This window comes from Minwuia sp., assembly GCF_048263705.1.
Lineage (GTDB): Bacteria > Pseudomonadota > Alphaproteobacteria > Minwuiales > Minwuiaceae > Minwuia.
In genome coordinates this window covers 25496-45880 of record NZ_JBLXDV010000006.1, presented here as the reverse complement: position 1 = coordinate 45880, position 20385 = coordinate 25496, and the positions used below count along the sequence as shown (strand labels likewise).

Below are 20385 nucleotides of genomic sequence, written 5' to 3'. Positions count from 1 at the left end.
GGCAGGTTTCGTGGGAGGGGCACATGACCAAGTTTGGTGTCGCGCAGGCGGTTCGCCGCGTAGAGGATATCCGTTTCATCACGGGCACCGGCAGCTATTCGGACGATCTGGCTTTTGAAGACCAGACCTATGCTGTCGTGGTTCGTTCGCCCTACGCCCATGCGAAGATCGTTTCGGTCGATGTCGAGGAGGCGAAGGGCATGCCCGGCGTGCTGGACATCATCACCGGTGCCGATCTGCAGGATGCGGGCGTCAAGGGGCTGCCGAGCCTCTGGCCGGTGACCAACCGGGATGGCTCCAAACGTGCCGAGCCGCCGCATTTCGCGCTGGCCCACGACAAGGTTCGTCACGTCGGCGACGGCGTGGCCTTCGTGGTTGCCGAGACACTGGCCCAGGCCCGCGATGCGGCTGAAATGGTGATGGTCGACTATGATGCGCTGGACGCCGTTTCCGATGCGCGCAAGGCCAAGCAGGACGGTGCGCCGCAACTGCACGACGAGGCACCGGGCAACATGGTCTTCGATTTCGAGAACGGCGACGAGGCCGGGACCGAGGAAGCCTTCGCGAAAGCCCACAGGACCGTGCGCGTCGAAGTCATCAATCAGCGCGTTGTTGCGAACTCGATGGAGGCCCGTGTCGCCATTGCTGACTATGACGCCGATGCCGACAAGATCACGCTGTACACGCCGACGCAGGGCGGCTGGGGCATCAAGCGCCAGCTGGCCGGCTGCCTGGGCATGGAGGAAGACCAGATCCGGGTCGTGACGCCGGACGTGGGCGGTGGCTTCGGCATGAAGCTGTTCTTCTATCCCGAGCACATCCTGTCGTCGTTCGCGGCGCGCAAGCTCAAGCGTCCCGTGCGCTGGACATCGGACCGTCAGGAAGCCTTCCTGACCGACACGCAGGGCCGCGATCACTGGTCCTGGGCCGAGATGGCCATCGACGAGAACGCCAAGTTCCTGGGGCTGAAGGTGCATACGACCGCCAATCTGGGCGGCTACCTGTCCACCATGTCCTGCCTGATCCCGACGGCAGCTCACGCAAAGGTGCTGTGCGGCGTTTATGACATCCCGGTCATGTATCTGAACGTGCACGGGGTGCTGAGCAATACGACCCCGGTCGACGCCTATCGCGGCGCGGGCCGTCCGGAAGCGATCTATCTGATCGAACGTCTGGTCAATCGGATTGCCATGGAAACCGGGCTGGGCGCCGACGAGGTCCGCCGCCGCAACTTCATTGCGCCGGAACAGTTGCCCTACAAGACCTCGACCGGCGAAACCTACGATTCCGGTGAGTTCAAGATGATCATGGAGCGCGCGCTGAAGGAGGCCGACTGGGACGGGTTCGACGCCCGCAAGGCCGAGACCGAGGCACGGGGCCTGAAGCGCGGGCGCGGCATCTGCTACTACGTCGAGGCGACGGCGGGCATGCCCGAGGAATCCGCGGCCATCCGTTTCGAAGAGGGCGGCATGGTGACCGTGCTGGTCGGCACGCAGTCGAACGGCCAGGGCCACGAGACCGCCTTCACGCAGCTGATCTGCGACCGGCTGGGCATCGATGCCGAGAAGATCAAGATCGTGATGGGAGATACCGACGCCATCCCGACGGGCGGCGGCACGGGCGGATCGCGCTCGCTGGTATCCACCGGGACCGCGATCAACGCCATGTCCGACACGGTGATCGAGAAGGGCAAGGCGGCTGCGGCGCAGCTGTTCGAGACCAACGCGATCGATATCGAGTTCAATGACGGCACCTTCGAGGTCGCAGGCACGGATCGCCGGATCGACATCATCGATCTGGCCGAGGAAGCCAAGTCCATGGCGCTGGCCGGTCAGATCGAGACGCTGGATACCCGCGAGACCGCCAAGTTCAATCCGATCACCTATCCGAACGGTTGCCATGTCTGCGAGGTCGAGGTCGATCCGGAAACCGGCGTTACCGACATCGTGAGCTGGACAGTGGTCGACGATTTCGGTCGCGTGGTGAATCCGCTGTTCGTGGAAAGCCAGGTGCACGGCGGCATCGCGCAGGGTGTCGGACAGGCCATGCTGGAACATGGCTATTTCGACGATGACGGCCAGATGCTGGGCGGTTCGTTCATGGATTACGCCATGCCGCGCGCCTATGACCTGCCGAACATCGCCTTCCACCGCGAGGAAGTGCCCTGCAAGTCGAACATGCTGGGCACCAAGGGCTGCGGTGAGGCCGGCTGCGTCGCGGGCCCGCCCGCGCTGGTCAACGGCATCATCGATGCGCTTTCGGACTACGGCGTGAAGGAAATCGACATGCCCGCAACGCCGCAGGCGGTCTGGCGCGCGATACAGGCCGCGAAGTGATGCCGGGCCGGGACGGCGTTCTGTAATGGAACCCTTCGTCCCGGCACTGGTGACGTTCTTCGTCATCATCGATCCGATCGGCATTGCACCGGTCTTCGCGACCCTGACCGAGGGCACGACCCGGCGACACAGGATCGCGATGGCCGTCAAGTCGACGGTCATCGCTGCGATGATCCTCGCGGGTTTCGCCTATGGCGGCGCCTATCTGCTGGGTGCGATGGGGATCAGTCTGGATGCGTTCCGGACCGCAGGCGGAATCCTGCTGTTCATGATCGCGCTGGACATGATCTTCGAGAAGCGGACGGAACGGCGCGAGAAGCGGACTGACGACTACAAGGAAAAACACACCGCTCCGGCGAATGACATCTCGGTCTTTCCGATGGCGATCCCGATGATGGCGGGGCCGGGCGCGATCGCGACCATCATGCTCTACATGAAGGGGGCGACGGGGGATGCTGCCGCCCAGGTTTCCGTTCTGGGTGCGGCGGGGGCCGTGCTTCTGATCTGTCTGATTATCTTTCTTGCCGTCGGTCCGATCATGCGGCTGGTCGGGGACACGGTGGCGCAGACCATCGGACGAATCCTCGGGGTCATCCTGGCCGCGCTTGCGGTGCAACTGGTCTTCGATGGCATCGCCAACACGTTTCTGCCCGCGTGAGGGCGGTCACACGCGCGACGAAACGATGGCCGGTCCGATCACGGCGGGTCGGCGATGTGATCCCTGTCGTGTTGCGGTCCGGGCCATCATCGCGATAGGTTCCGGCGGTAACTGTTCACCACCCGGGATGGCACGACGTGTTCGTCTGGAACCCAGATCTGATGGCGATGGCCGGTGGCGCGCTGATGCTGCTGGCGTTTGCGGTTCTGGTCGGTCTTGATCGCGTCAGGCGCCGCCGGAAGAAGCGCGAGGCCGAGGCCAACACGCCCGAGGAACAGTTCCGCACGATGATCGAGACTTTCAATCGCCTGGATCAGTCGGTGACCGCCGACAGCATCGGCACGATGCGGACAGCACGCCGCCCGCGCCGGTAACGCCCGACAGGCGTTCAACGGGCGTCGTGGAAGATGACGCCCAGCGTCATGCGATGGCCCGACCGGACCGTCGATACCCCGTGCCGCATCGTCACCCGGCTGTAGCCGCGGGCTGATGGCACCGGACGCTGGTTCACGGCAAAGAACACGGCATCGCCCTGTTTCAGATCGATGACCTCGGCGCGTGTCTGCATGCGCGGGCGCGTCTCCGACAGCACGAACTGCCCGCCGGTGAAGCTGGACGTGTCGCTGAGCAGCACGGCCATCTGGATCGGGAAATACAGGTCGCCATAGAGATCCTGATGCAGGCGGTTGTAGTCGCCCTCCACGTATTTCAGGACCAGTGGCGTCGGCTTCTGCTGGCCTGACGCATGACATGTCTCCAGATAGTCGTCATGCCGCACGGGAAAGGACCGGTCCAGGCCCATCCGTCCGGCCCAGAGGTTGGCCAGCGGTGCCAGTTCCGGATATGCCGTTTCGCGCAGGCGCTGGACCGGATCGGGCAGGGGATAGGTGAAATACTGATACTCGCCGTCGCCGAAACCGTGCCTGCGCATGATCACGCGGCTGCGGAACAACGATCGGTCCTGATAGGTGGCTGCGATTTCTTCACACGTGTCGGCAGACAGGACAGAGGTGCTGACGGCGAAGCCGCGCGCGTCCAGATTCGCCCGAATGGTTTGCCAGTCGATCATGTTCGCACCTTCCGCCGGAATATCCGTCCATCTACACAGGCCAGCCCGATCAGGATCAGGACAAGGCCCAGAATCGAGGACATCATGAGGGTCTCGTCGAGAAACAGCACGCCCAGCAGGATCGCGCCCGGCGGGATCAGGAATGTGACCAGCAGCAGATTGGTTGCGCCCGCCCGCTCCAGGATCTGGAAGTAGAGAATGTAGGCCACCCCCGACCCGGCAACGCCCAGGACGACGATGCTGCCCCAGGTTGCCCAGCCGGGCATGGCCTGCGGCACGCCCTCGGCGATCAGGGCGACGGGCAGCATCATCACGGTCGAGCAGGTCAGCATGCCCGCGGCGGCAACCGGTGGCGCAAATCGTCCCAGACGCCGGCCGAAGGAGCCGGCGAGCGCATAGGAGACGGCCGCGCCGATCACCGCGATCTGCCCCCAAAGGCTGCCTGACAGCCCCTCAAGCGCATCCGGTCCGATCAGGACGACGACCCCTGCCAGTCCGAACAGCACGCCGAGTCCCTTGAGTGGGGAAGCCTTCTCGTCGGCGAGCATCAGGTGCGCGACGATGACGCCGAAGATCGGTGTCGTCGCGTTCAGGATCGAGGCGAGTCCGGCAGTAATATGTACCTGCCCCCAGAAGATCAACGTGAAGGGGATCGCGTTGTTCAGCAGACCCATGACGGCAAGGTCGCGCCAATCCCTGGCGGTCTTCGGCCGCACTGCGCCGGTTGCGAACACCAGGATCCAGAGCGTTGCGGCACCGAAGGCGACCCGGCCGAAGACCAGCCAGAAGGGTCCGACTTCCCGAAGCCCGATCTCGACGAAGAAGAATGTCGCGCTCCACTGGGCGCTCAGGCCCAGCAGCAGGCCCCATTCGACCGGTCCCATTTGCTTCGATGCCATGCCGTCTCCTCTTTCAGGACGCTACAGATAGCGCGCCCGGCCGATTCCCCCCTCCCGTTTCTTGTGGGGCAAGCCGGAAAGGCTCTACACTCGGCAAAGCCCTGGGGAGGATGCTTTCATGGACTTCAACATTCCGGACGACATCAGCGACTATCTGGTCGTGCTCGACGACTTCATCGCGAAGGAGATCAAGCCGCTGGAAGAGGAGAACATCAAATTCTTCGACCATCGGCGCGAATACGAACGCACCGACTGGGACAACGGCGGCGCGCCGAAGGAAGAATGGGAAGAACTGCTGCGCGAGATGAAGAACCGTGCCGACAGGGCCGGCCATCTGCGCTGGGCTTTGCCGAAGGATGTCGGCGGTTCGGGCGGGTCCAATCTGGGGATGGCCATCATCCGCGAGCATCTGGCGCACAAGGGTCTGGGACTGCACAACGACCTGCAAAACGAAAGCTCGATCGTCGGCAACTTCCCCGTCGTGCACATCTTCCGCGCCGTCGGCACCGACGCCCAGAAGGAAGAGTTCATCGAGGACATGATCACGGGCCGCAAGCGGGTCGCTTTCGGCGTCACCGAGCCCAATCACGGGTCCGATGCGACCTTCATGGAAACCGAAGCGAAACGCGACGGCGACGACTGGGTCATCAATGGCACCAAACGCTGGAACTCCGGCATGTCCAATGCCAGTCACGATGTCGTCTTCGCACGCACATCCGGCACGCCCGGAGAACCGATGGGCATCACGGCCTTCATCGTGCCGGTCGAGACACCGGGCGTGGACATCGCCTACATGCACTGGACCTTCAACATGCCCTCGGATCACGCCGAGGTGCATTTCCGCGACGTCCGGGTGCCGAACAGTGCGATCCTGCACGAAGAGGGGCGGGGGCTGGAATGCATGCAAGCGTTCTTCCACGAGAACCGCATCCGTCAGGCAGCGTCCAGTCTCGGGGCCGGGCAATATTGCGTCGATGAGGCAGTGAAGTGGGCGAACAACCGGGTCACCTGGGGTCAGCCGCTGTCGAAGAACCAGGCGATCCAGTGGCCGCTGGCCGAGCTCAATACCGAGGCCGAGATGCTGCGCAATCTGGTCTACAAGTCAGCCTGGCACCTGGACCAGACCGACCACATGAGCGTCACGCACTGGGTCGCCATGGCGAACTACCGCGCCAACCGCTTCGTCTGCGAGGCGGCGGACCGGGCGATGCAGGTGCATGGCGGCATGGGCTACACCCGCTACAAGCCGTTCGAGCACATCTACCGCCACCACCGCCGCTACCGCATCACCGAGGGCACGGAAGAAATCCAGATCCGGAAGGTGTCGTCGGAACTGTTCAGGAAATTCAGGGACTAGGTTCGGGAAATCCTTCAGCGCACGCTGATGGTCGGGCGGTGCGCGACGGGGAAGTTCACCGAGTTGGCGATGAAGCAGACCTTGTGCGCCGTGCCGTGCAGGCGCGTCGCGTGTTCGACCTTGTCGGCCTGCGCGATCACCACGCGCGGATTTAGAATGACTTCGGCGAAATAGCCGCCGCCCTTGCCGTCCTCCCGCATCGTGCCGGTTGCCGTGTCCGCATAGTCCAGCACCTCGATGCGGGCGCGGGCGCAGCAGGCGAGATAGCTGAGCATGTGACAGCTCGACAGGGCCGCGACCAGCATGTCCTCGGGGTTCCAGAGTTCCGGAACGCCGAGGAATGCGGGATCGGATGACGTGGTCAGGACCGGCTTGCCCGGCGCGACGATCTGATGGGTGCGGTCATAGTCGTCATATGACCGGAAACCCGCTGCGGCGCCCGTCCAGGTCAGGCTGGTGCGATAGTGATGTTCGTTGTTCTGACTCAACGATCAGACCTTCCAGAAAGCCTTCTTCACTTCTTTCTCGGCCCGTGCGCGGTCCAGTCCGATGTCGCGCAGCAGGCGATCGTCCAGGCCGTCCAGAGCGGCGCGCTCGTTGGCACGCTGCTGCCAGGTGTGAAGGGTTGCACCCGTATGCAACACACCGTCGACCAATGCGGCGAGAATGTTGAAACCATGACCGGTGCGGTTGGCTGTTCCGATGAACTTCGTCATGTTTCTTGCTCCTTATCCAGCTGTTTCCAGCGTTGCGCCGTCTGTTGCGGCATGCTGTGTAAGTAGGCCGGTAAAGAGAAAGTGACAAACGACGGTTTCTCAGCATAATGATTAGAAAATTTAATCCGGAGAAATTTGCCGTGTCCCGCCGTTTACCGCCTCTTAACGCTATCCGCGCTTTTGAGGCCGCTGCCCGTCACTTAAGTTTCACAAGGGCAGCGGATGAGCTGAACGTGACCCCGGCGGCCATCAGCCATCAGGTGAAGGGGCTGGAAGACTGGTTTGGAATCAAGCTGTTCCAGCGCCGCAATCGCGAGATCCTGATGACCGAACCGGGGCAGATGCTGCTGCCCGGCGTGCGGGATGCGCTGGATCTGCTGGAGTCGTCGGTACAGCGCATCTCCGGCAGCGACGGGGGCAGCGAACTGCGCATTACCTGCATGCCGTCCTTCGCCGCGAAATGGCTGATCCCGCGGCTGGTGCACTTTCGCGACCAGTACCCGGATATCGACGTGTTGCTGTCGACGGGGGAAGGGCTGGTGGATCTGGAGGTCGAACCCTTCGACATCGGTATCCGCTCCGGGCCGGGGAATTATCCTGGACTGAACGTCTACCGGCTGTTCGACGATTCGGTTTTTCCGGTCTGCAGTCCGGATCTGCTGGTCGGACCGAAGGCCCTGCGCAGTCCCGACGACCTGGCCGGCCATACGCTGTTGCACGATGACTATCCTGTCGGCTGGGCCGAATGGCTGGTGGCGGCGGGTGTCACGACCGTGGACCCGAAGCGGGGCCCGACATTCGACAATTCGGCGATGCTGCTGCAGGCGGCGGTCGAGGGTATCGGGGTCGCCATGGCGCGGCATGCGCTCGCGTTCTCCGATCTGCAGGCGGGCCGGCTGGTGCGGCCGTTTCCGATCACGCTGGCCTCCGACTTCGCCTACTTTCTGGTGCATCTGCCGCGTGCGGCGGATCAGCCGAAGATCGTGGCGTTCAGGGAATGGGTGATCGCGGAGGCCAGCACCTACCGCGCCGAGCAGGATGCGGGCTGACATCTGACTCGTGCCGCCGCTAAGGTACAGCCTTCAACCCTGTGGGAGGGCTCATGTTGCGGCATGTCGTGGCGATGATGGTTCTGGGCGGCGCGTTCCTGTGTGCCATGCCCGCGGGTGCGGAGACCCTGCGTCTCGGCATCCTGAAGTTCGGCACCGTGGCCTGGGAACTGGACACGATCCGCCACCACGGCCTCGACCGCGCACAGGGCATCGAGCTGGAGGTGACCGGGTTCGCGGGCAAGCAGGCCGCCGCAATTGCGTTCCAGGGCGGCGAGGTCGATGCCATCGTCACCGATATCGTCTGGGTCGCCCGTCAGCGCGCGGCCGGGCGGATGATCACATTCGCACCCTATTCGACCACGGTCGGCGCGATCATTGTGCCGCAGGGCAGTCCCGTGGAGACCCTGTCCGATCTCGAAGGGCGCAAGATGGGCGTCGCAGGCGGGCCGCTCGACAAGTCCTGGCTGCTGCTGCGGTCGCTTTCCAGCCGTGATTTCGGCTACGACCTGGCTGACCGAGGCGAAGCCGTGTTCGGCGCGCCGCCCCTGTTGCGGCGGCAGTTCGAGAGCGGTGGCATGGATGCGCTGCTGACTTTCTGGCATTACGCCGCCCGGCTTGAAGCGGCGGGCTTCCGAAGGCTCGCGGACATGAATGACATCGCCGAGCGCGTTGCCGGTGTCCGGGACGTCGCACTGGTCGGATACGTCTTCGCGCCTGCGTATTCGGATGCACGCAGGGACGCCGCCCGCGCGTTCCTGAAGGCTTCACGGGCGGCGAAGCAGATCCTGCTCTCCGATGACGGGGAATGGGCGCGGCTGCGCCCCTTGACGCGCGCGGGCTCGGACGCCGAACTTGCCGAACTGAAGCGCCGGTTTCGCGATGGTATCGCGCCGCGCTTCGGCGATGCCGAGATTGCCGCGGCTCAACGGCTGTTCCGGGTGCTGGCCGAAACCGGCGGTGCCCAGCTTGTCGGAGAGGCCGAGGCACTGGACGCGGCCGCCTATCACCCCGATGCGCGTTTCTAGGTGGGACGGGGCGCAGGGCCGGTGATGCTGCGAAGCTTCTACTGGCTGCTGTCGCTGCTGGTGATGATCCTGATCTGGGTTCTCGCGGCGGCAGTCAGCGATCCGCAGACATTGCCCGGTCCGGCTGAGGTGCTCGGCCGGATTGCCCACGAAGCCCGGACCGGCGATCTGTTTTTCCATATCGGCGTGACCCTGCTCCGTGTTGCCGCCGCCTTCATGATCGCCATGAGCATCGGCGTCGCGCTGGGGATCCTCATGGGCCTGAGCCGCCGCGCGGACCGGTTCCTCGATCTGTGGCTGGTGTTCTTTCTGAACCTGCCTGCGCTGGTGGTGATCATTCTGGCCTACGTCTGGCTGGGACTGACGGAAGTGGCGGCGGTGCTGGCCGTCGCGGTCAACAAGATCCCGAACGTCGTCGTGACGATGCGTGAAGGCGCACGGGCACTGGATCGCGATCTGAACGAAGTGGCGCGGGTCTATCGCGTGCCCTGGCGGACGAGATTGATCGACTTCGTGCTGCCGCAACTGACGCCCTATCTGGCAGCCGCGACCCGCTCGGGCATCGCGCTGATCTGGAAGATCGTTCTGGTGGTCGAACTGCTGGGACGTGGCAACGGTGTGGGCTTCAAGCTGCACATCCATTTTCAGCTGTTCGAGATCGACGCCATCCTGGCCTATGCGCTGAGTTTCATCGCTGTCATGCAACTGGTCGAATGGCTGATCCTGCGCCCGCTGGAACGTCGCGCGAACCGGTGGCGGCACGCATGATCAGCGTTCGCGTCACAGAGAAGGGCTTCGGGAGTGAGGACCGGTCCACACCCGTGCTGGGCGATATCGCGTTCGATCTTGCGGCGGGCGAGACGCTGGCGATCTTCGGGCGGTCCGGCGTCGGCAAGACCACATTGCTGCGTCTGCTCGCCGATCTGGATCGTCAGTTCGAGGGGCAGATCACCGGTGTCGAAGGCCGCATCGGTCATGTCTTTCAGTCCCCGCGCCTGTTGCCGTGGCGGACCGCGCTGCAGAACCTCGCCATCGTCGCACCCGAACAGCCCGAGGGCGTGCTGCGTGCCCTGCTGGCGCGTGCCGGTGTGCCGGATGCCGCCGACATGTACCCGGCGCAGCTTTCGCTCGGTATGGCGCGGCGGGTCGCGATCGCCCGCGCGCTGGCCGTCGAACCCGAGGTGCTGCTGCTCGACGAACCGTTCGCCTCGCTGGACGGGGATACGGCGCGGCGGCTGCGCGGATCGCTGAAAGAACTGCTGAACCAGATCACGATTCCAGCGGTCATCGTGACCCATGACCCCGCAGAGGCGCTCGAACTGGCCGACCGGATCATCGTGCTGGGCGGCAAACCTGCAACCGTCGTTCTCGACCGGCCCGCCGCGGACCTGACTGTCACTGAGATCGCGGCATCAGTCGCGGACAGCTAGACCTTTGACCTCCGGGTCCAGGCCACGGTTGATGATCAGACGGTCGAGCGCGCGCACGGATGCATAGGGTTTGAGACCGGCCTGTTTCGCCTTTGCATAGACCTGCTCGATGGTCTTCCGCTTTTCGGGATATTCCACCAGCAGAACTGGTTTGCCGGCGTTCAGCGCCATCTTCAGATGCTTCATCGGCCAGTCGACGGAATCCTTCTGGTTCGCCGTATCGGAATCGTCCAGCCCGAAGAACAGGTCTTCCTTGGCCTGCGCGTCGATCATCTCACGATAGGCTTCATGCACCAGCAGGTCTTCGGCGTTCTGTGGCACGATCAGGAAGCCGGGCTTTCGCGCACGGGCATAGACCGCCAGCGCGGTGACGAACCCGACCATCTCGGCTGCCGCGGTCTTTCGGCCCTGTTCCTCGAAGTACCAGTAGGCATCGACGATATCCAGATAGACGCCATCGAAACCGGCGGCGATGATCCGGTCCAGATAGGCTTCCGGCGCACCGAATATCTGCGCCTGCCAGCCCGGATGCCAGTACCGGACCTTGAAGTTGCCTTCCCAGTCCGGGTTTTCCTTCTCCAGCCAATCGGGCGGGTTCTTCGACCAGTCGGGGTTCCAGTAGCCGCGATAGTCCTCCGCCTCGCCGATGGACATGTAGGACAGCACGATCCGGCGCCCGCCGTCCGGCCGGGCCTGCATCCTCGCGACTTCATCCGCGCTGAACATGCCGGATTCGGTCCCGTCGCGGGAATGATCCACGATGGCCAGATCAAAGCCGCTCGCCGCGATCAGGGCGGGGCGTGGATTTGACAGCCAGTAGGTGAAGCTTTTGACATCCTGCAGTTCCATTGCGCCGACAGAATGGGCCATCGATCCGGCAATGGCCAGCAGGGTGAGAAACCGTTTCATGCAGATACCTCGCTGTCCGAACGCCGTCGACTGTTGCACAGATCATTATCGGATTGTTTACCGGCAAGGGTTCAATATCGGACCCGGTAACGTTTTTCTTCAAGACTGCGGGAGCAGATCACATGGACAATCCGGCAGGTGCTGCGAAAATCGCCGATGCTTCCGAAACGGTCGAGGGCGATGGATGCCAGGTCATCCACGTCCCGAACACGCTGCGCGCCAAGGTCGGTTCCGGGACGAAGATCGATCCCGCGATGATCCGAAAGGCGCAGGCTGCCATCGACGACCTTGCCGGCGATTTCCGGGAGCGCGCGGGCAACGATCTCGAAAAGGTTCACCGTCTGGTCGGGCTGAGCGAAAGCCGGGCGGATGAACTGCGGGCGCACTACGCGGAAATCTTCGAGGTGATTCATGATCTCAAGGGGCAGGGATCGACGTTCGGCTATACGTTGTTGACCAGTATTGGCGACAATCTCTGCCGCTACATGATGAAACACGACGAACCGTCCCTGGAGCAACTGACGATCATCGCGCCCCACGTCGACGCCCTGAGGGCCGTGATCCGGTTCGATGTCCAGGGCGGCGACGACCCGATCGGACAGAAGATCGTCGACAGTCTGTACGAACTGACCCTGCGCATGAAATAGCCGACCGTGCGATGACGCCGGCTGACGCGCGCGTGGCGTGTGTCACATTGCCCGCTGATGCCTTCCGGCTAATGTGATTTTATCAACTCGGGCGTGAAGCCTATGAGAACTGATGCGGATTCGTTTTGCGGAACCGCGGGTCACGGGGACGGTCGCACAGACCGTCGCAGAGACAGTCACAGGGGTCGATCTGATGGATTACGGTCGCATATTCTCCAATGCCGTGCAGCAACTGCACGAGGAGCGCCGGTATCGCATTTTCACCGAGTTGGAGCGTCATCTGGGGGCCTTTCCGAAGGCGACCAACCATTCCCGCGACGGCGCGCCCGATGTCACGGTCTGGTGCTCGAACGACTATCTGTGCATGGGCCAGCATCCGGTGGTGACCGACGCCATGAAGGAAGCCGTCGACCGGATGGGGGCGGGGGCCGGGGGCACGCGCAACATCTCCGGCACGCATCACGCCATCGTCGGACTGGAGAAGGAACTGGCCGACCTGCACGGCACGGAGTCGGCGCTGGTCCTGACGTCGGGGTTTGTCGCCAACGAGGCTGCGATCTCCACGATTGCCCGCTTTCTGCCCGGATGCGTGATCTTTTCAGACGAGTTGAATCATGCGTCGATGATCGCCGGTATCCGCCACTCCGGTGCCGAGAAGAAGATATTCCGCCACAATGACGTCGATCATCTGCGCGAACTGCTGCAGGAGACGGATCCGGACCTGCCGAAACTGATCATCTTCGAATCCGTCTATTCGATGGATGGCGATATCGCGCCCCTGGCGAAGTTCTGTGACCTGGCCGAGGAATTCGGTGCCATGACCTATCTGGATGAGGTGCACGCGGTCGGCATGTACGGTCCCACTGGTGCAGGCGTCGCCGAACGGGACCAGGTGATGGACCGCATCGATGTCATTCAGGGCACGCTGGCGAAGGCATTCGGTGTGATCGGGGGTTACATCGCGGCCTCGTCGGATCTGGTCGATACGGTCCGGTCCTATGCGCCGGGCTTCATTTTCACGACCGCCCTGCCGCCGGGCATTGCCGCAGCGGCGCTTGCCAGCATCCGGCATCTGAGAACCAGCAACGTCGAACGCGAGAAGCAGCAGGAACGTGCGGCGGAGCTGAAGGCGCGTCTGGCCGCAGTGGGCCTGCCCGTGATGCCGTCCAACACGCACATCGTCCCGGTGCTGGTGGGCGATCCGGCGCTGTGCAAGCAGGCGACGGACATGCTGCTCGACGACTACGGCATCTATATCCAGCCTATCAACTATCCGACGGTGCCGCGCGGGACCGAACGTCTGCGCATCACGCCGGGACCGGGTCATGACAACCGGATGATGGATCATCTGGTCGATTCGCTGCTGAAAGTCTGGGACCGGCTTGAGCTTGATCTCGTACCGGCGGCCAACGCGGCCGAGTGAGATCAGCCGGCCATGGTCCGGCGCATGATGTCGATCACGCGGTCCTGCTGAGCCTCGGTCAGGGCGCTGCCCGAGGGCAGGCACAGGCCCGTTTCGAACAGCCGGTCGCTGACGGAATATCCGTCTTCGTGCGGGTAGTACGGCACACCTTCGAAGAGGGGCTGGAGGTGCATGGGCTTCCAGACGGGGCGTGCTTCGATCTTTTCGGCGCGCAGGGCCAGCATCATCCGCTCCGGCGTCACGGCCGTCTTGCCCGGATCGAAGGTGCAGACCGAAAGCCAGCGGTTGCCGCGGCTCCAGTTCGGCTCGGGCATCCAGGCGATGGCATCGATGTCCGCCAGTGAGTCGCGATAGCGATCGAAGATTGTACGTCGTCTGGATACCCGGTCTTCCAGTTTCACCAGTTGCGCGCGCCCGATACCGGCCAGCACGTTCGACAGGCGGTAGTTGTAGGCCATCGTGCTGTGCTGATAATGCTCGGCCGGGTCGCGCCCCTGCGTGGCCAGCTTGCGCGCCAGCGCCAGCGCCTCCAGGTCGTCGGAAACCAGGGCACCGCCGCCCGAGGTGGTGATGATCTTGTTGCCGTTGAAGGAGTAGATGCCGAAGCGCCCGAGCGTTCCGGAAGCCGCGCCGCCGCAGAACGCGCCAAGGGATTCGGCGGCATCCTCGACGATCGGAACGCCGTATCGTTCGGCGAGCTGCTGCAGCGCCGGCATGTCCGCGCTCTGTCCGTAGATGTGCACGATCATGATTGCCGCCGGCAGCTTGCCGTTCCGGTCAGCATCGGCCAGCGCGCGCTCCAGGGCCGCCGGGCTCATGTTCCAGCTGACCGGTTCGCTGTCGATGAAAACGGGCCCTGCGCCCTGGTAAAGCACGGGATTGACGCTGGCGATGAAGGTCAGCGTCGAACAGAAGACGGTATCGTCCTCGCCGATGTCCAGCAGGCGCAGCGCCAGATGCAGCGCCGCGGTGCCCGAACTGAGCGCGACCGCGCCCCGTGTCCCGACCTTCTCGGCCAGTTCCTTCTCGAAGGCGTCGATGTGCGGGCCGACCGGGGCGATCCAGTTGGTGTCGAACGCCTCCGTGACCATGGCGCGCTCTTCCTCTCCCATGTGGGGCGGGGACAACAGGATCGGCTCGTCGGGGGTGTTCATCGGATTTTCCTGTCAATGAAACGCGTGGTTTTCCGCGGATACGGGCCGCAGGCGATCACATGATTGCGGGCAGGGCGGCGTCACCGCAGAATGGCAGCCGCATGATAGCTGCTCAGCAGGGATTCGATAGATGGGACAGATCGCGATCATCGGTACGGGCGGCCACGGTCGCGAATGTATCGAGGCGGCCCGGGCGGGCGGGATCGACGTCGTCTGCCTGATCGACGAGAACGCGTCCCTCTGGGGCAGTCGCGTGTTGGATGTGGAGGTCGCGCGGGATGGCCTGAACGCCATAAGCCGCCTGTCGGGGGACGTCGACCTTCTGGTAGCCGTCGGGGACAACGCGGCGCGCAAGCGGATCGTGGCTGACCTGACCGGTCGGTCCTTCGCCACGCTGATCCATCCGTTCTCGTGGATATCACCCACCGCCCGGATTGGCGAAGGCGCAATGATCTTCGCCGGATGCGTGGTCCAGAACGGAGCGCAGGTCGGCAGGCACGGAATTCTCAACACGGGGGCAACGCTCAGCCATGACTGCGCGACAGGCGATTTCTCCCACGTCGCGGTCGGTGCCCGTCTGGCGGGCAATGTGACCATCGGCGCAGGCGCGCTGATCGGCGCAGGCGTTGCCGCACGCCCCGGTGCCTCTGTCGGAGACTGGGCCACCGTGGGCGCGGGTGCCGTGGTCATAGATGATGTGCCCGCAGGCGCGACCGCGTTCGGGCAGGGCCGGGCGGTGCCGCGCTGATATCCCTGCGAAGTGCTGGCGCCTACTTGTTCAGATAGTTCAGTGCCAGTCCGGGCCGCGGCCAGTCCATCGCCACCAGCTTTCCGGTCGAGCTCAGTGTGATGTAGGCCGTCTTCAGATCCTCGCCGCCGAAGCAGATATTCGTCGTGATCGGGTCCGGCATGGGCACATGGCTGATGTGGCTGCCGTCGGGGGGTATCACCGTGATGCCGCCGTTGTGGATCGTTGCGACACAGACGTTGCCGGCACCATCCACGGCAAGCGAGTCGAACAGTTGAAGGCCGGACAGTCCGGCCACCAGCCGCCCCTGATGTCCCCTGACCGGTGTCTTCGGACCCGCCAGTTTGCCCGGCCCGTCCAGCGCATAGGCCCACAGGCGGCCGGTGTGGGTTTCGGCCACATACAGTTCATCCTCGGAAGGGGAGAGACCGATCCCGTTCGGGGCCTCGGACGGGAAGATGGCTTCGGTGATCGCGGAGCCGTCCGCCAGCGCATAGTAGACACCGGTGACGTCGCGGTCGCGGCGACGCTCCTTGCCATGATCGGTGAACCAGAATCCGCCATGGGCATCGAAGACGATGTCGTTCGGCCCCTTCAGGGCCACGCCGTCGCAATGGGTGTAAAGCACCTCGATCTTGCCCGTGTCGATGTCGATCCGCTCGATGCGCCCGCCGGAATAGTTCTCGTCCTGCCCCAGCGGGAACATGCGCCCGTCGCGTTCCAGCATGCGGAAACCGCCATTGTTGCAGACGTAGCACTTGCCATCCGGACCCATCGCGGCACCGTTCGGGCCGCCGCCGGGTTCTGCGACGATGCTCTTCGATCCGTCCGGATGGACACGTGTCAGACAGCCGCCACCGATCTCGACGACCAGAACATCGCCGTTCGGTAGTGCGACGGGGCCTTCCGGAAACCTGAGCCCTTCGGTGATGAGTCTGTGTTCAGTCATGATCGTCTCCCCGCAGTTAACCGAAATTTGATGATGCGTCAGACAGGATAGCGCGCCAACAGGATTCAGGATTGCCTCATGAACGCTCCCATGCCTATCGGGTCAGGCCGACCTTCCGTCACACTGCGCATCACACCGGATTTGGAAATTCAGGAAGTCTCCGGCGAGGTCGAGACGATCTTCGGCGTCAATGCCGTCACGCTCTGGCGTCAGCCGGTGGGTACCGCATTGCCCCTGTCGGTTGCGTCCGCCGTGCAGACCGTGATCGTGGGGGCCCGGCAGGGTGGCAAGGAACCCCAGATCTGCAGCGACGGCTCCAATGGTGAACTGATGGTGAGCGCAAGGCTCGGCGCGCACACCGACAAGGACAGCGTGACCGTCAGTCTCTATCGCCTGTCGGGCGAGGCTGAGTGGTGGGAACAGGCCGAAGCCGCGAACGCCCCGGATGGCCAGTTCGAGAAGGATGACTTCCTCGACAAGGCCGCGATGGCCTTCGCCGACGGCAGCGAAGCGGCGATGACCATGGTTCAGGTCCACGGCGGTCTGGAGGCGTCGTCGGATCAGGAACTGGGCCGCGTCGTGCAGGAAACGGCGCGCCAACGGGGTGCGACGGGCACGGCCCGGCTGGGCAATGCGCACTACGGCATTCTGCATAGCGCGGATCTGGACGATGCGGCACTGGTCGGATCGATCTCGGATCAGGCGCTGGAGAAGGGCGTGATCGCGGACCGCGAGGCCGTCGCGGCAGAACGGATCGAGTCGGACGGTGCAGCACTGCCTGCCGATCAGATCCGGGCGGTCCTCTCGCAGTCGGCAAGCGGGATGCGCGGTGGCCTGTTGTCGGGCCTGCGGCGGATCGGACTTGGTGCACGTCATGATGAAGCGAAACAGCAGGTGGCGAAACTGCTTGCCGGGGCGCGCCGCGCGATCCGTCAGGGAGACCTGCTGGTCGAGAGCCGGCCGATCCTCAGTCTGGCGAAGCAGGCCGTGGCCATGCGCCAGGTGCGTGCGCATCCCGTCATCGATGGCAGACCCGTCGATCCGGACGCGATCGCGGCGCTGGGCGATGCGCCGGATTTTGCACGCGATCTGGAACTGGCAACCATCGAGAAAGCCCTGGACCAGCAGGTCGAATGGAAGATCTGGAAGGCCGTATCCCTGAGAGTCGCGGTGTCGATCGGCGCGGACAATCTGAATGATGCGTCCGTGTCGCGAAAGATCGGCAAGATGATCTCGCGGCGGAAGATCTCCGACGGCAAACTGCTTCTGCGGCCCTTTCTGCCTCTGGGAGGCGACATGGCCGGCAGGGGCGACGCGATGATCCGCAATGACGAGGCAACCGCCTGGCGGACCATCGTCCCGGACTTCTATGCCTTTCTGAAGGGCGACAGCGCCGTGACGGGGAAGGCATCGGGAAAGGATGTCCCCGACGCCTATATCGAGGTCGCCGCGGACCGGTTCCATGGACTGGCCGGCCAGAAGGACGGTGCCTTTCTGGTCCGTTCCCTGATCAGGACCTGGCGGCAGAAGGGCATCGAGGTGATCGCGACGGCGACCGACAGCGCAGGGGACTTCGACCTGCTGAAAGACCTTGAGGTCCGCTATGCGAAGGGTACGAAGATCGGCGGCTGGTCAGCAGGCTGACTTGCGTTTGCCCACCGCCCGTGGTGAACAGGGACCCCTCGATCACCTGACCTGAGGCGCCGCATGTCCGCCACCGACATCCCATCGCCCTGCATCTCGGTCTGCTACCTGGATACGCAACGCGACGTCTGCGTCGGTTGCTATCGCAGCCGGGCCGAGATCGGAGAGTGGTCGAGGGCGGATGCCGCACGCCGTGCCGAGATCGTCGCCTCCTGCACCGCGCGTCGCGCTGCGCTGGCTACCCCTTCGACTGACGCGCCTTCTCGATAAGTTCGCGAAACTGCTGCGCGTTGATCGCGCCCGGGACCATGGTGTCGCCGATGATGAAGCCCGGTGTGCCGCGTATGTTGAGCAACTGGGCCAGTTCATAGTTCCGCGTGATCTCGTCTTCGACCTCGGGACTGGCCATGTCGGTCTTCAACTGATCCACGTCCAGGCCCAGATCGAGCGCGATGGACATGATCTTGGCTTCCGTCAGGTTCCCGCGCGTCTGCATCATCGCCAGGTGCATGTCGTAGTAGCGATCCTGACGCGCGGCGGCGATGGCGGCGCGTGCGGCGCGCACCGAATCCTCGCCTAGCACCGGGAATTCCTTCAGCACCAGCCGGACGTTGCCGTCGCGGGCAACCTCATCCAGCAGCGCCGGCATCACCTTCTTGCAGAAGCCGCAGCGGTAGTCGAAGAATTCGACGATGGTGACGTCGCCGTCGGGATTGCCGGCGACAAACTTGCCCGTCGGATCGTCGAGCCGGTCGCGATGGGCCAGCAGCATCTCCCGCGCACGCGCGGCTTCGGCCATCTCCTCGCGCTGCTGATAGATCTGCAGCGCCTCGACGATGATCTCGGGGTGTTCCATCAGATACTCGCGCACGATGGTCCGGATCTCGGGTTCGGTCAGACCGCTGGCTGCGGTCGGTCTGGCATCGTCCGCGATGGCGGCCTGCAACAGGCCGAACATCATGGCGATCAGGACTATCGTGCGAACAAGATACGGCATCAGAAATCTCCGGATTTTCATGGGCATGTGGATGCCCTCAATTGGCTGGGCGGGCAAGGCAATTGGCTGTGATCGGCCGGGATCAGCGATCCTTCAACTGCCGTTCGAGAGCCTCGACCGCGATGTCCAGATCCTGGGCGCGAAAATATTCGGGCGTGCCGGGCTTCAGGGTCCCCAGTGCCCGTTGTACCTGTTCGCGGGCGAACTTCGGCTTGCCGCTGCGCAGGTGCTGTTCGGCCCCGGCCAGCATGGACTTGCCGATCTCTCCCGCGCGGCCATAGGCGATCGACAGCTGCTGCCAGGCTGCCGGCGAGTCGGGATCGGTGCGCACGACGCTTTCCAGTATCTTCAGCGCGTCGCGGTTGTCCTGTTCGGTATCGCGCGCGATCAGCGCCTGGGCCAGCAGAACCGCGATGGTCTCGTGACCGGAGAGGCTCAGTGCCTCACGCAGCGGCGGGATGCTTTCCTCGATGCGCCCGCCTTCCAGATAGATCTGGCCCTTCAGTTCGTGAAAGAACGGATTGTTGGGTTCCTTCTCCAGCAACGGTGCGAGTTCCCGGATCGCCTCATCCGTGCGGGCCTGCTGCATCAGCGCAACCGAACGCGCGTAATGCGCCTGATCGGAGGTGTCGCTCTCGGGATATTTGCGGAAGGTCTCGCTGGGCCGTTGTGTAAAGCCGTAGAGCTTGGCCTGCATCATCGTATGGGCGCGCACCAGTTCGGGCGGATCGGGACGGTCGCGCAACGGTGACTGACGGACCAGGTTCTCAAGGGCCTGAATACGCTCATAGCCCAGCGGATGACTGCGCAGATAGGGGTTGCCGCGCTGGCCCAGGATGATCTCCTGTTCCTCCAGCACACCCAGGAAGTCGACCATGCCGCGGGGGGACCAGCCCGCCCGCTCCATCAGTTTGATGGCCGCCTGATCTGCCGTTGATTCCTGAGTCCGTGAATATTGCAGGAAAAGCTGCTGACTGCCGGCCGACCCGCCAAGCAGGCCGGCTGCCGCCGCGTCCGCATTGCCACTCGCCGCTGCCGCGAGACCGCCCAGCAGTGCCGCGAGAATCGAAAAGGTCTGGGCGTTGGCAATGGCATCGCGTGTGCGCGACAGATGCCCGCCGCGGATATGGCCCGTCTCGTGCGCCAGCACGCCCACCAGTTCCCCCGGACTGCGCGTCGCCAGGATCAGGCCGGTAAAGACGAAGATGCGCTGTCCGCCGGCGACGAACGCGTTCAGCGTGTCGTCATGCACCAGATAGGTCTTCACGGCACCGGGGCTCAGATTTGCCGCTTCGAACAGGGGCTTGGCGTAAATCGCGAGGATATGTTCTATTTCCGCGTCGCGGACCATGGACAGGCTTCGCTCTTGTGC

22 protein-coding genes are annotated in these 20385 nt (G+C 63.9%); 13 read left to right on the top strand and 9 right to left on the bottom strand.

Translation table 11 applies throughout. The features are described 5' to 3' along the window. Positions 1 to 23 precede the first annotated feature (23 nt). From ACN0X7_RS10210 to ACN0X7_RS10200, 3 genes are all read left to right on the top strand, one after another. Positions 24 to 2336 carry a xanthine dehydrogenase family protein molybdopterin-binding subunit gene (locus ACN0X7_RS10210; protein WP_417516798.1) on the top strand — a complete coding sequence of 771 codons (2313 nt, stop codon included), beginning with the start codon at positions 24 to 26 and terminating at the stop codon, positions 2334 to 2336. Between the two features lie 25 nt (positions 2337 to 2361). After that, complete coding sequence (locus ACN0X7_RS10205; protein WP_417516796.1) at positions 2362 to 2994, top strand: MarC family protein; 633 nt, start codon at positions 2362 to 2364, stop codon at positions 2992 to 2994. 137 nt (positions 2995 to 3131) lie between these two features. Beyond that, the gene (locus tag ACN0X7_RS10200) at positions 3132 to 3368 is read left to right on the top strand and encodes a hypothetical protein (protein WP_417516794.1); all 237 of its coding nucleotides are present in this window, start codon (positions 3132 to 3134) and stop codon (positions 3366 to 3368) included. A 14-nt stretch (positions 3369 to 3382) separates the two neighbouring features. On the opposite strand, the gene ACN0X7_RS10195 is transcribed toward ACN0X7_RS10200, so the two are convergent. Beyond that, on the bottom strand, positions 3383 to 4063 hold the full coding sequence (locus ACN0X7_RS10195; RefSeq protein WP_417516792.1) for a 2OG-Fe(II) oxygenase: 681 nt from the start codon (positions 4061 to 4063) through the stop codon (positions 3383 to 3385). Continuing rightward, positions 4060 to 4962 (bottom strand): DMT family transporter, encoded by a 903-nt coding sequence (locus ACN0X7_RS10190; protein ID WP_417516790.1) that lies wholly within the window; start codon positions 4960 to 4962, stop codon positions 4060 to 4062. The genes ACN0X7_RS10195 and ACN0X7_RS10190 overlap by 4 nt, the downstream gene beginning before the upstream one ends. A gap of 118 nt (positions 4963 to 5080) precedes the next feature. Here ACN0X7_RS10190 and ACN0X7_RS10185 point away from each other — a divergent pair, with 118 nt between their 5' ends. After that, positions 5081 to 6319 carry an acyl-CoA dehydrogenase family protein gene (locus tag ACN0X7_RS10185; RefSeq protein ID WP_417516788.1) on the top strand — a complete coding sequence of 413 codons (1239 nt, stop codon included), beginning with the start codon at positions 5081 to 5083 and terminating at the stop codon, positions 6317 to 6319. A gap of 14 nt (positions 6320 to 6333) precedes the next feature. On the opposite strand, the gene ACN0X7_RS10180 is transcribed toward ACN0X7_RS10185, so the two are convergent. Together ACN0X7_RS10180 and ACN0X7_RS10175 are read right to left on the bottom strand one after the other, a co-directional pair. After that, a complete protein-coding gene (locus ACN0X7_RS10180) occupies positions 6334 to 6807 on the bottom strand; it encodes an OsmC family protein (RefSeq protein WP_417516786.1) in 474 nt (157 codons plus the stop codon). A 3-nt stretch (positions 6808 to 6810) separates the two neighbouring features. Continuing rightward, positions 6811 to 7035 (bottom strand): DUF1127 domain-containing protein, encoded by a 225-nt coding sequence (locus ACN0X7_RS10175; RefSeq protein WP_417516784.1) that lies wholly within the window; start codon positions 7033 to 7035, stop codon positions 6811 to 6813. 107 nt (positions 7036 to 7142) lie between these two features. On the opposite strand from ACN0X7_RS10175, the gene ACN0X7_RS10170 reads away from it, so the two are divergent. From ACN0X7_RS10170 to ACN0X7_RS10155, 4 genes are read left to right on the top strand one after another with little or no spacing between them, the layout of a single operon-like run. Beyond that, a complete protein-coding gene (locus tag ACN0X7_RS10170) occupies positions 7143 to 8084 on the top strand; it encodes a transcriptional regulator GcvA (protein WP_417516782.1) in 942 nt (313 codons plus the stop codon). A gap of 53 nt (positions 8085 to 8137) precedes the next feature. Continuing rightward, complete coding sequence (locus ACN0X7_RS10165) at positions 8138 to 9112, top strand: ABC transporter substrate-binding protein (protein ID WP_417516780.1); 975 nt, start codon at positions 8138 to 8140, stop codon at positions 9110 to 9112. Between the two features lie 24 nt (positions 9113 to 9136). Continuing rightward, positions 9137 to 9880 (top strand): ABC transporter permease, encoded by a 744-nt coding sequence (locus tag ACN0X7_RS10160; protein ID WP_417516778.1) that lies wholly within the window; start codon positions 9137 to 9139, stop codon positions 9878 to 9880. Further along, positions 9877 to 10542, top strand: a complete 666-nt coding sequence (locus ACN0X7_RS10155) for an ABC transporter ATP-binding protein (RefSeq protein WP_417516776.1) — start codon at positions 9877 to 9879, stop codon at positions 10540 to 10542. Before ACN0X7_RS10160 ends, ACN0X7_RS10155 begins: the two co-directional genes overlap by 4 nt. Here the strand turns inward: ACN0X7_RS10155 and ACN0X7_RS10150 are convergent. After that, positions 10525 to 11451, bottom strand: coding sequence for an MJ1477/TM1410 family putative glycoside hydrolase (locus tag ACN0X7_RS10150; protein WP_417516774.1), 927 nt, complete (start codon positions 11449 to 11451; stop codon positions 10525 to 10527). The two genes, ACN0X7_RS10155 and ACN0X7_RS10150, sit on opposite strands and share 18 nt — an antisense overlap. Positions 11452 to 11573: 122 nt before the next feature. Here ACN0X7_RS10150 and ACN0X7_RS10145 point away from each other — a divergent pair, with 122 nt between their 5' ends. Next, entirely contained in the window at positions 11574 to 12098 is a 525-nt protein-coding gene (locus ACN0X7_RS10145; RefSeq protein ID WP_417516772.1) for a hypothetical protein, read from the top strand. A 193-nt stretch (positions 12099 to 12291) separates the two neighbouring features. Further along, complete coding sequence (gene hemA, locus ACN0X7_RS10140) at positions 12292 to 13521, top strand: 5-aminolevulinate synthase (RefSeq protein ID WP_417517202.1); 1230 nt, start codon at positions 12292 to 12294, stop codon at positions 13519 to 13521. A gap of 2 nt (positions 13522 to 13523) precedes the next feature. On the opposite strand, the gene ACN0X7_RS10135 is transcribed toward hemA, so the two are convergent. After that, positions 13524 to 14675 (bottom strand): DegT/DnrJ/EryC1/StrS family aminotransferase, encoded by a 1152-nt coding sequence (locus ACN0X7_RS10135; RefSeq protein ID WP_417516770.1) that lies wholly within the window; start codon positions 14673 to 14675, stop codon positions 13524 to 13526. A 130-nt stretch (positions 14676 to 14805) separates the two neighbouring features. On the opposite strand from ACN0X7_RS10135, the gene ACN0X7_RS10130 reads away from it, so the two are divergent. After that, on the top strand, positions 14806 to 15423 hold the full coding sequence (locus ACN0X7_RS10130; RefSeq protein ID WP_417516768.1) for an acetyltransferase: 618 nt from the start codon (positions 14806 to 14808) through the stop codon (positions 15421 to 15423). 22 nt (positions 15424 to 15445) lie between these two features. Here ACN0X7_RS10130 and ACN0X7_RS10125 read toward each other — a convergent pair whose 3' ends face one another. Further along, positions 15446 to 16372: an SMP-30/gluconolactonase/LRE family protein gene (locus ACN0X7_RS10125; RefSeq protein ID WP_417516766.1), complete on the bottom strand. Its 927-nt coding sequence runs from the start codon at positions 16370 to 16372 to the stop codon at positions 15446 to 15448. 90 nt (positions 16373 to 16462) lie between these two features. Between ACN0X7_RS10125 and ACN0X7_RS10120 the strand changes: the two genes are divergently transcribed. Both ACN0X7_RS10120 and ACN0X7_RS10115 read left to right on the top strand, forming a co-directional pair. Further along, positions 16463 to 18016, top strand: a complete 1554-nt coding sequence (locus ACN0X7_RS10120) for a hypothetical protein (protein WP_417516764.1) — start codon at positions 16463 to 16465, stop codon at positions 18014 to 18016. A gap of 63 nt (positions 18017 to 18079) precedes the next feature. Next, positions 18080 to 18286, top strand: a complete 207-nt coding sequence (locus ACN0X7_RS10115) for a DUF1289 domain-containing protein (RefSeq protein WP_417516762.1) — start codon at positions 18080 to 18082, stop codon at positions 18284 to 18286. On the opposite strand, the gene ACN0X7_RS10110 is transcribed toward ACN0X7_RS10115, so the two are convergent. Both ACN0X7_RS10110 and ACN0X7_RS10105 read right to left on the bottom strand, forming a co-directional pair. Beyond that, on the bottom strand, positions 18255 to 19013 hold the full coding sequence (locus tag ACN0X7_RS10110; protein WP_417516760.1) for a DsbA family protein: 759 nt from the start codon (positions 19011 to 19013) through the stop codon (positions 18255 to 18257). The two genes, ACN0X7_RS10115 and ACN0X7_RS10110, sit on opposite strands and share 32 nt — an antisense overlap. A gap of 82 nt (positions 19014 to 19095) precedes the next feature. Next, the gene (locus ACN0X7_RS10105; protein ID WP_417516758.1) at positions 19096 to 20364 is read right to left on the bottom strand and encodes a M48 family metalloprotease; all 1269 of its coding nucleotides are present in this window, start codon (positions 20362 to 20364) and stop codon (positions 19096 to 19098) included. Positions 20365 to 20385 lie beyond the last annotated feature (21 nt).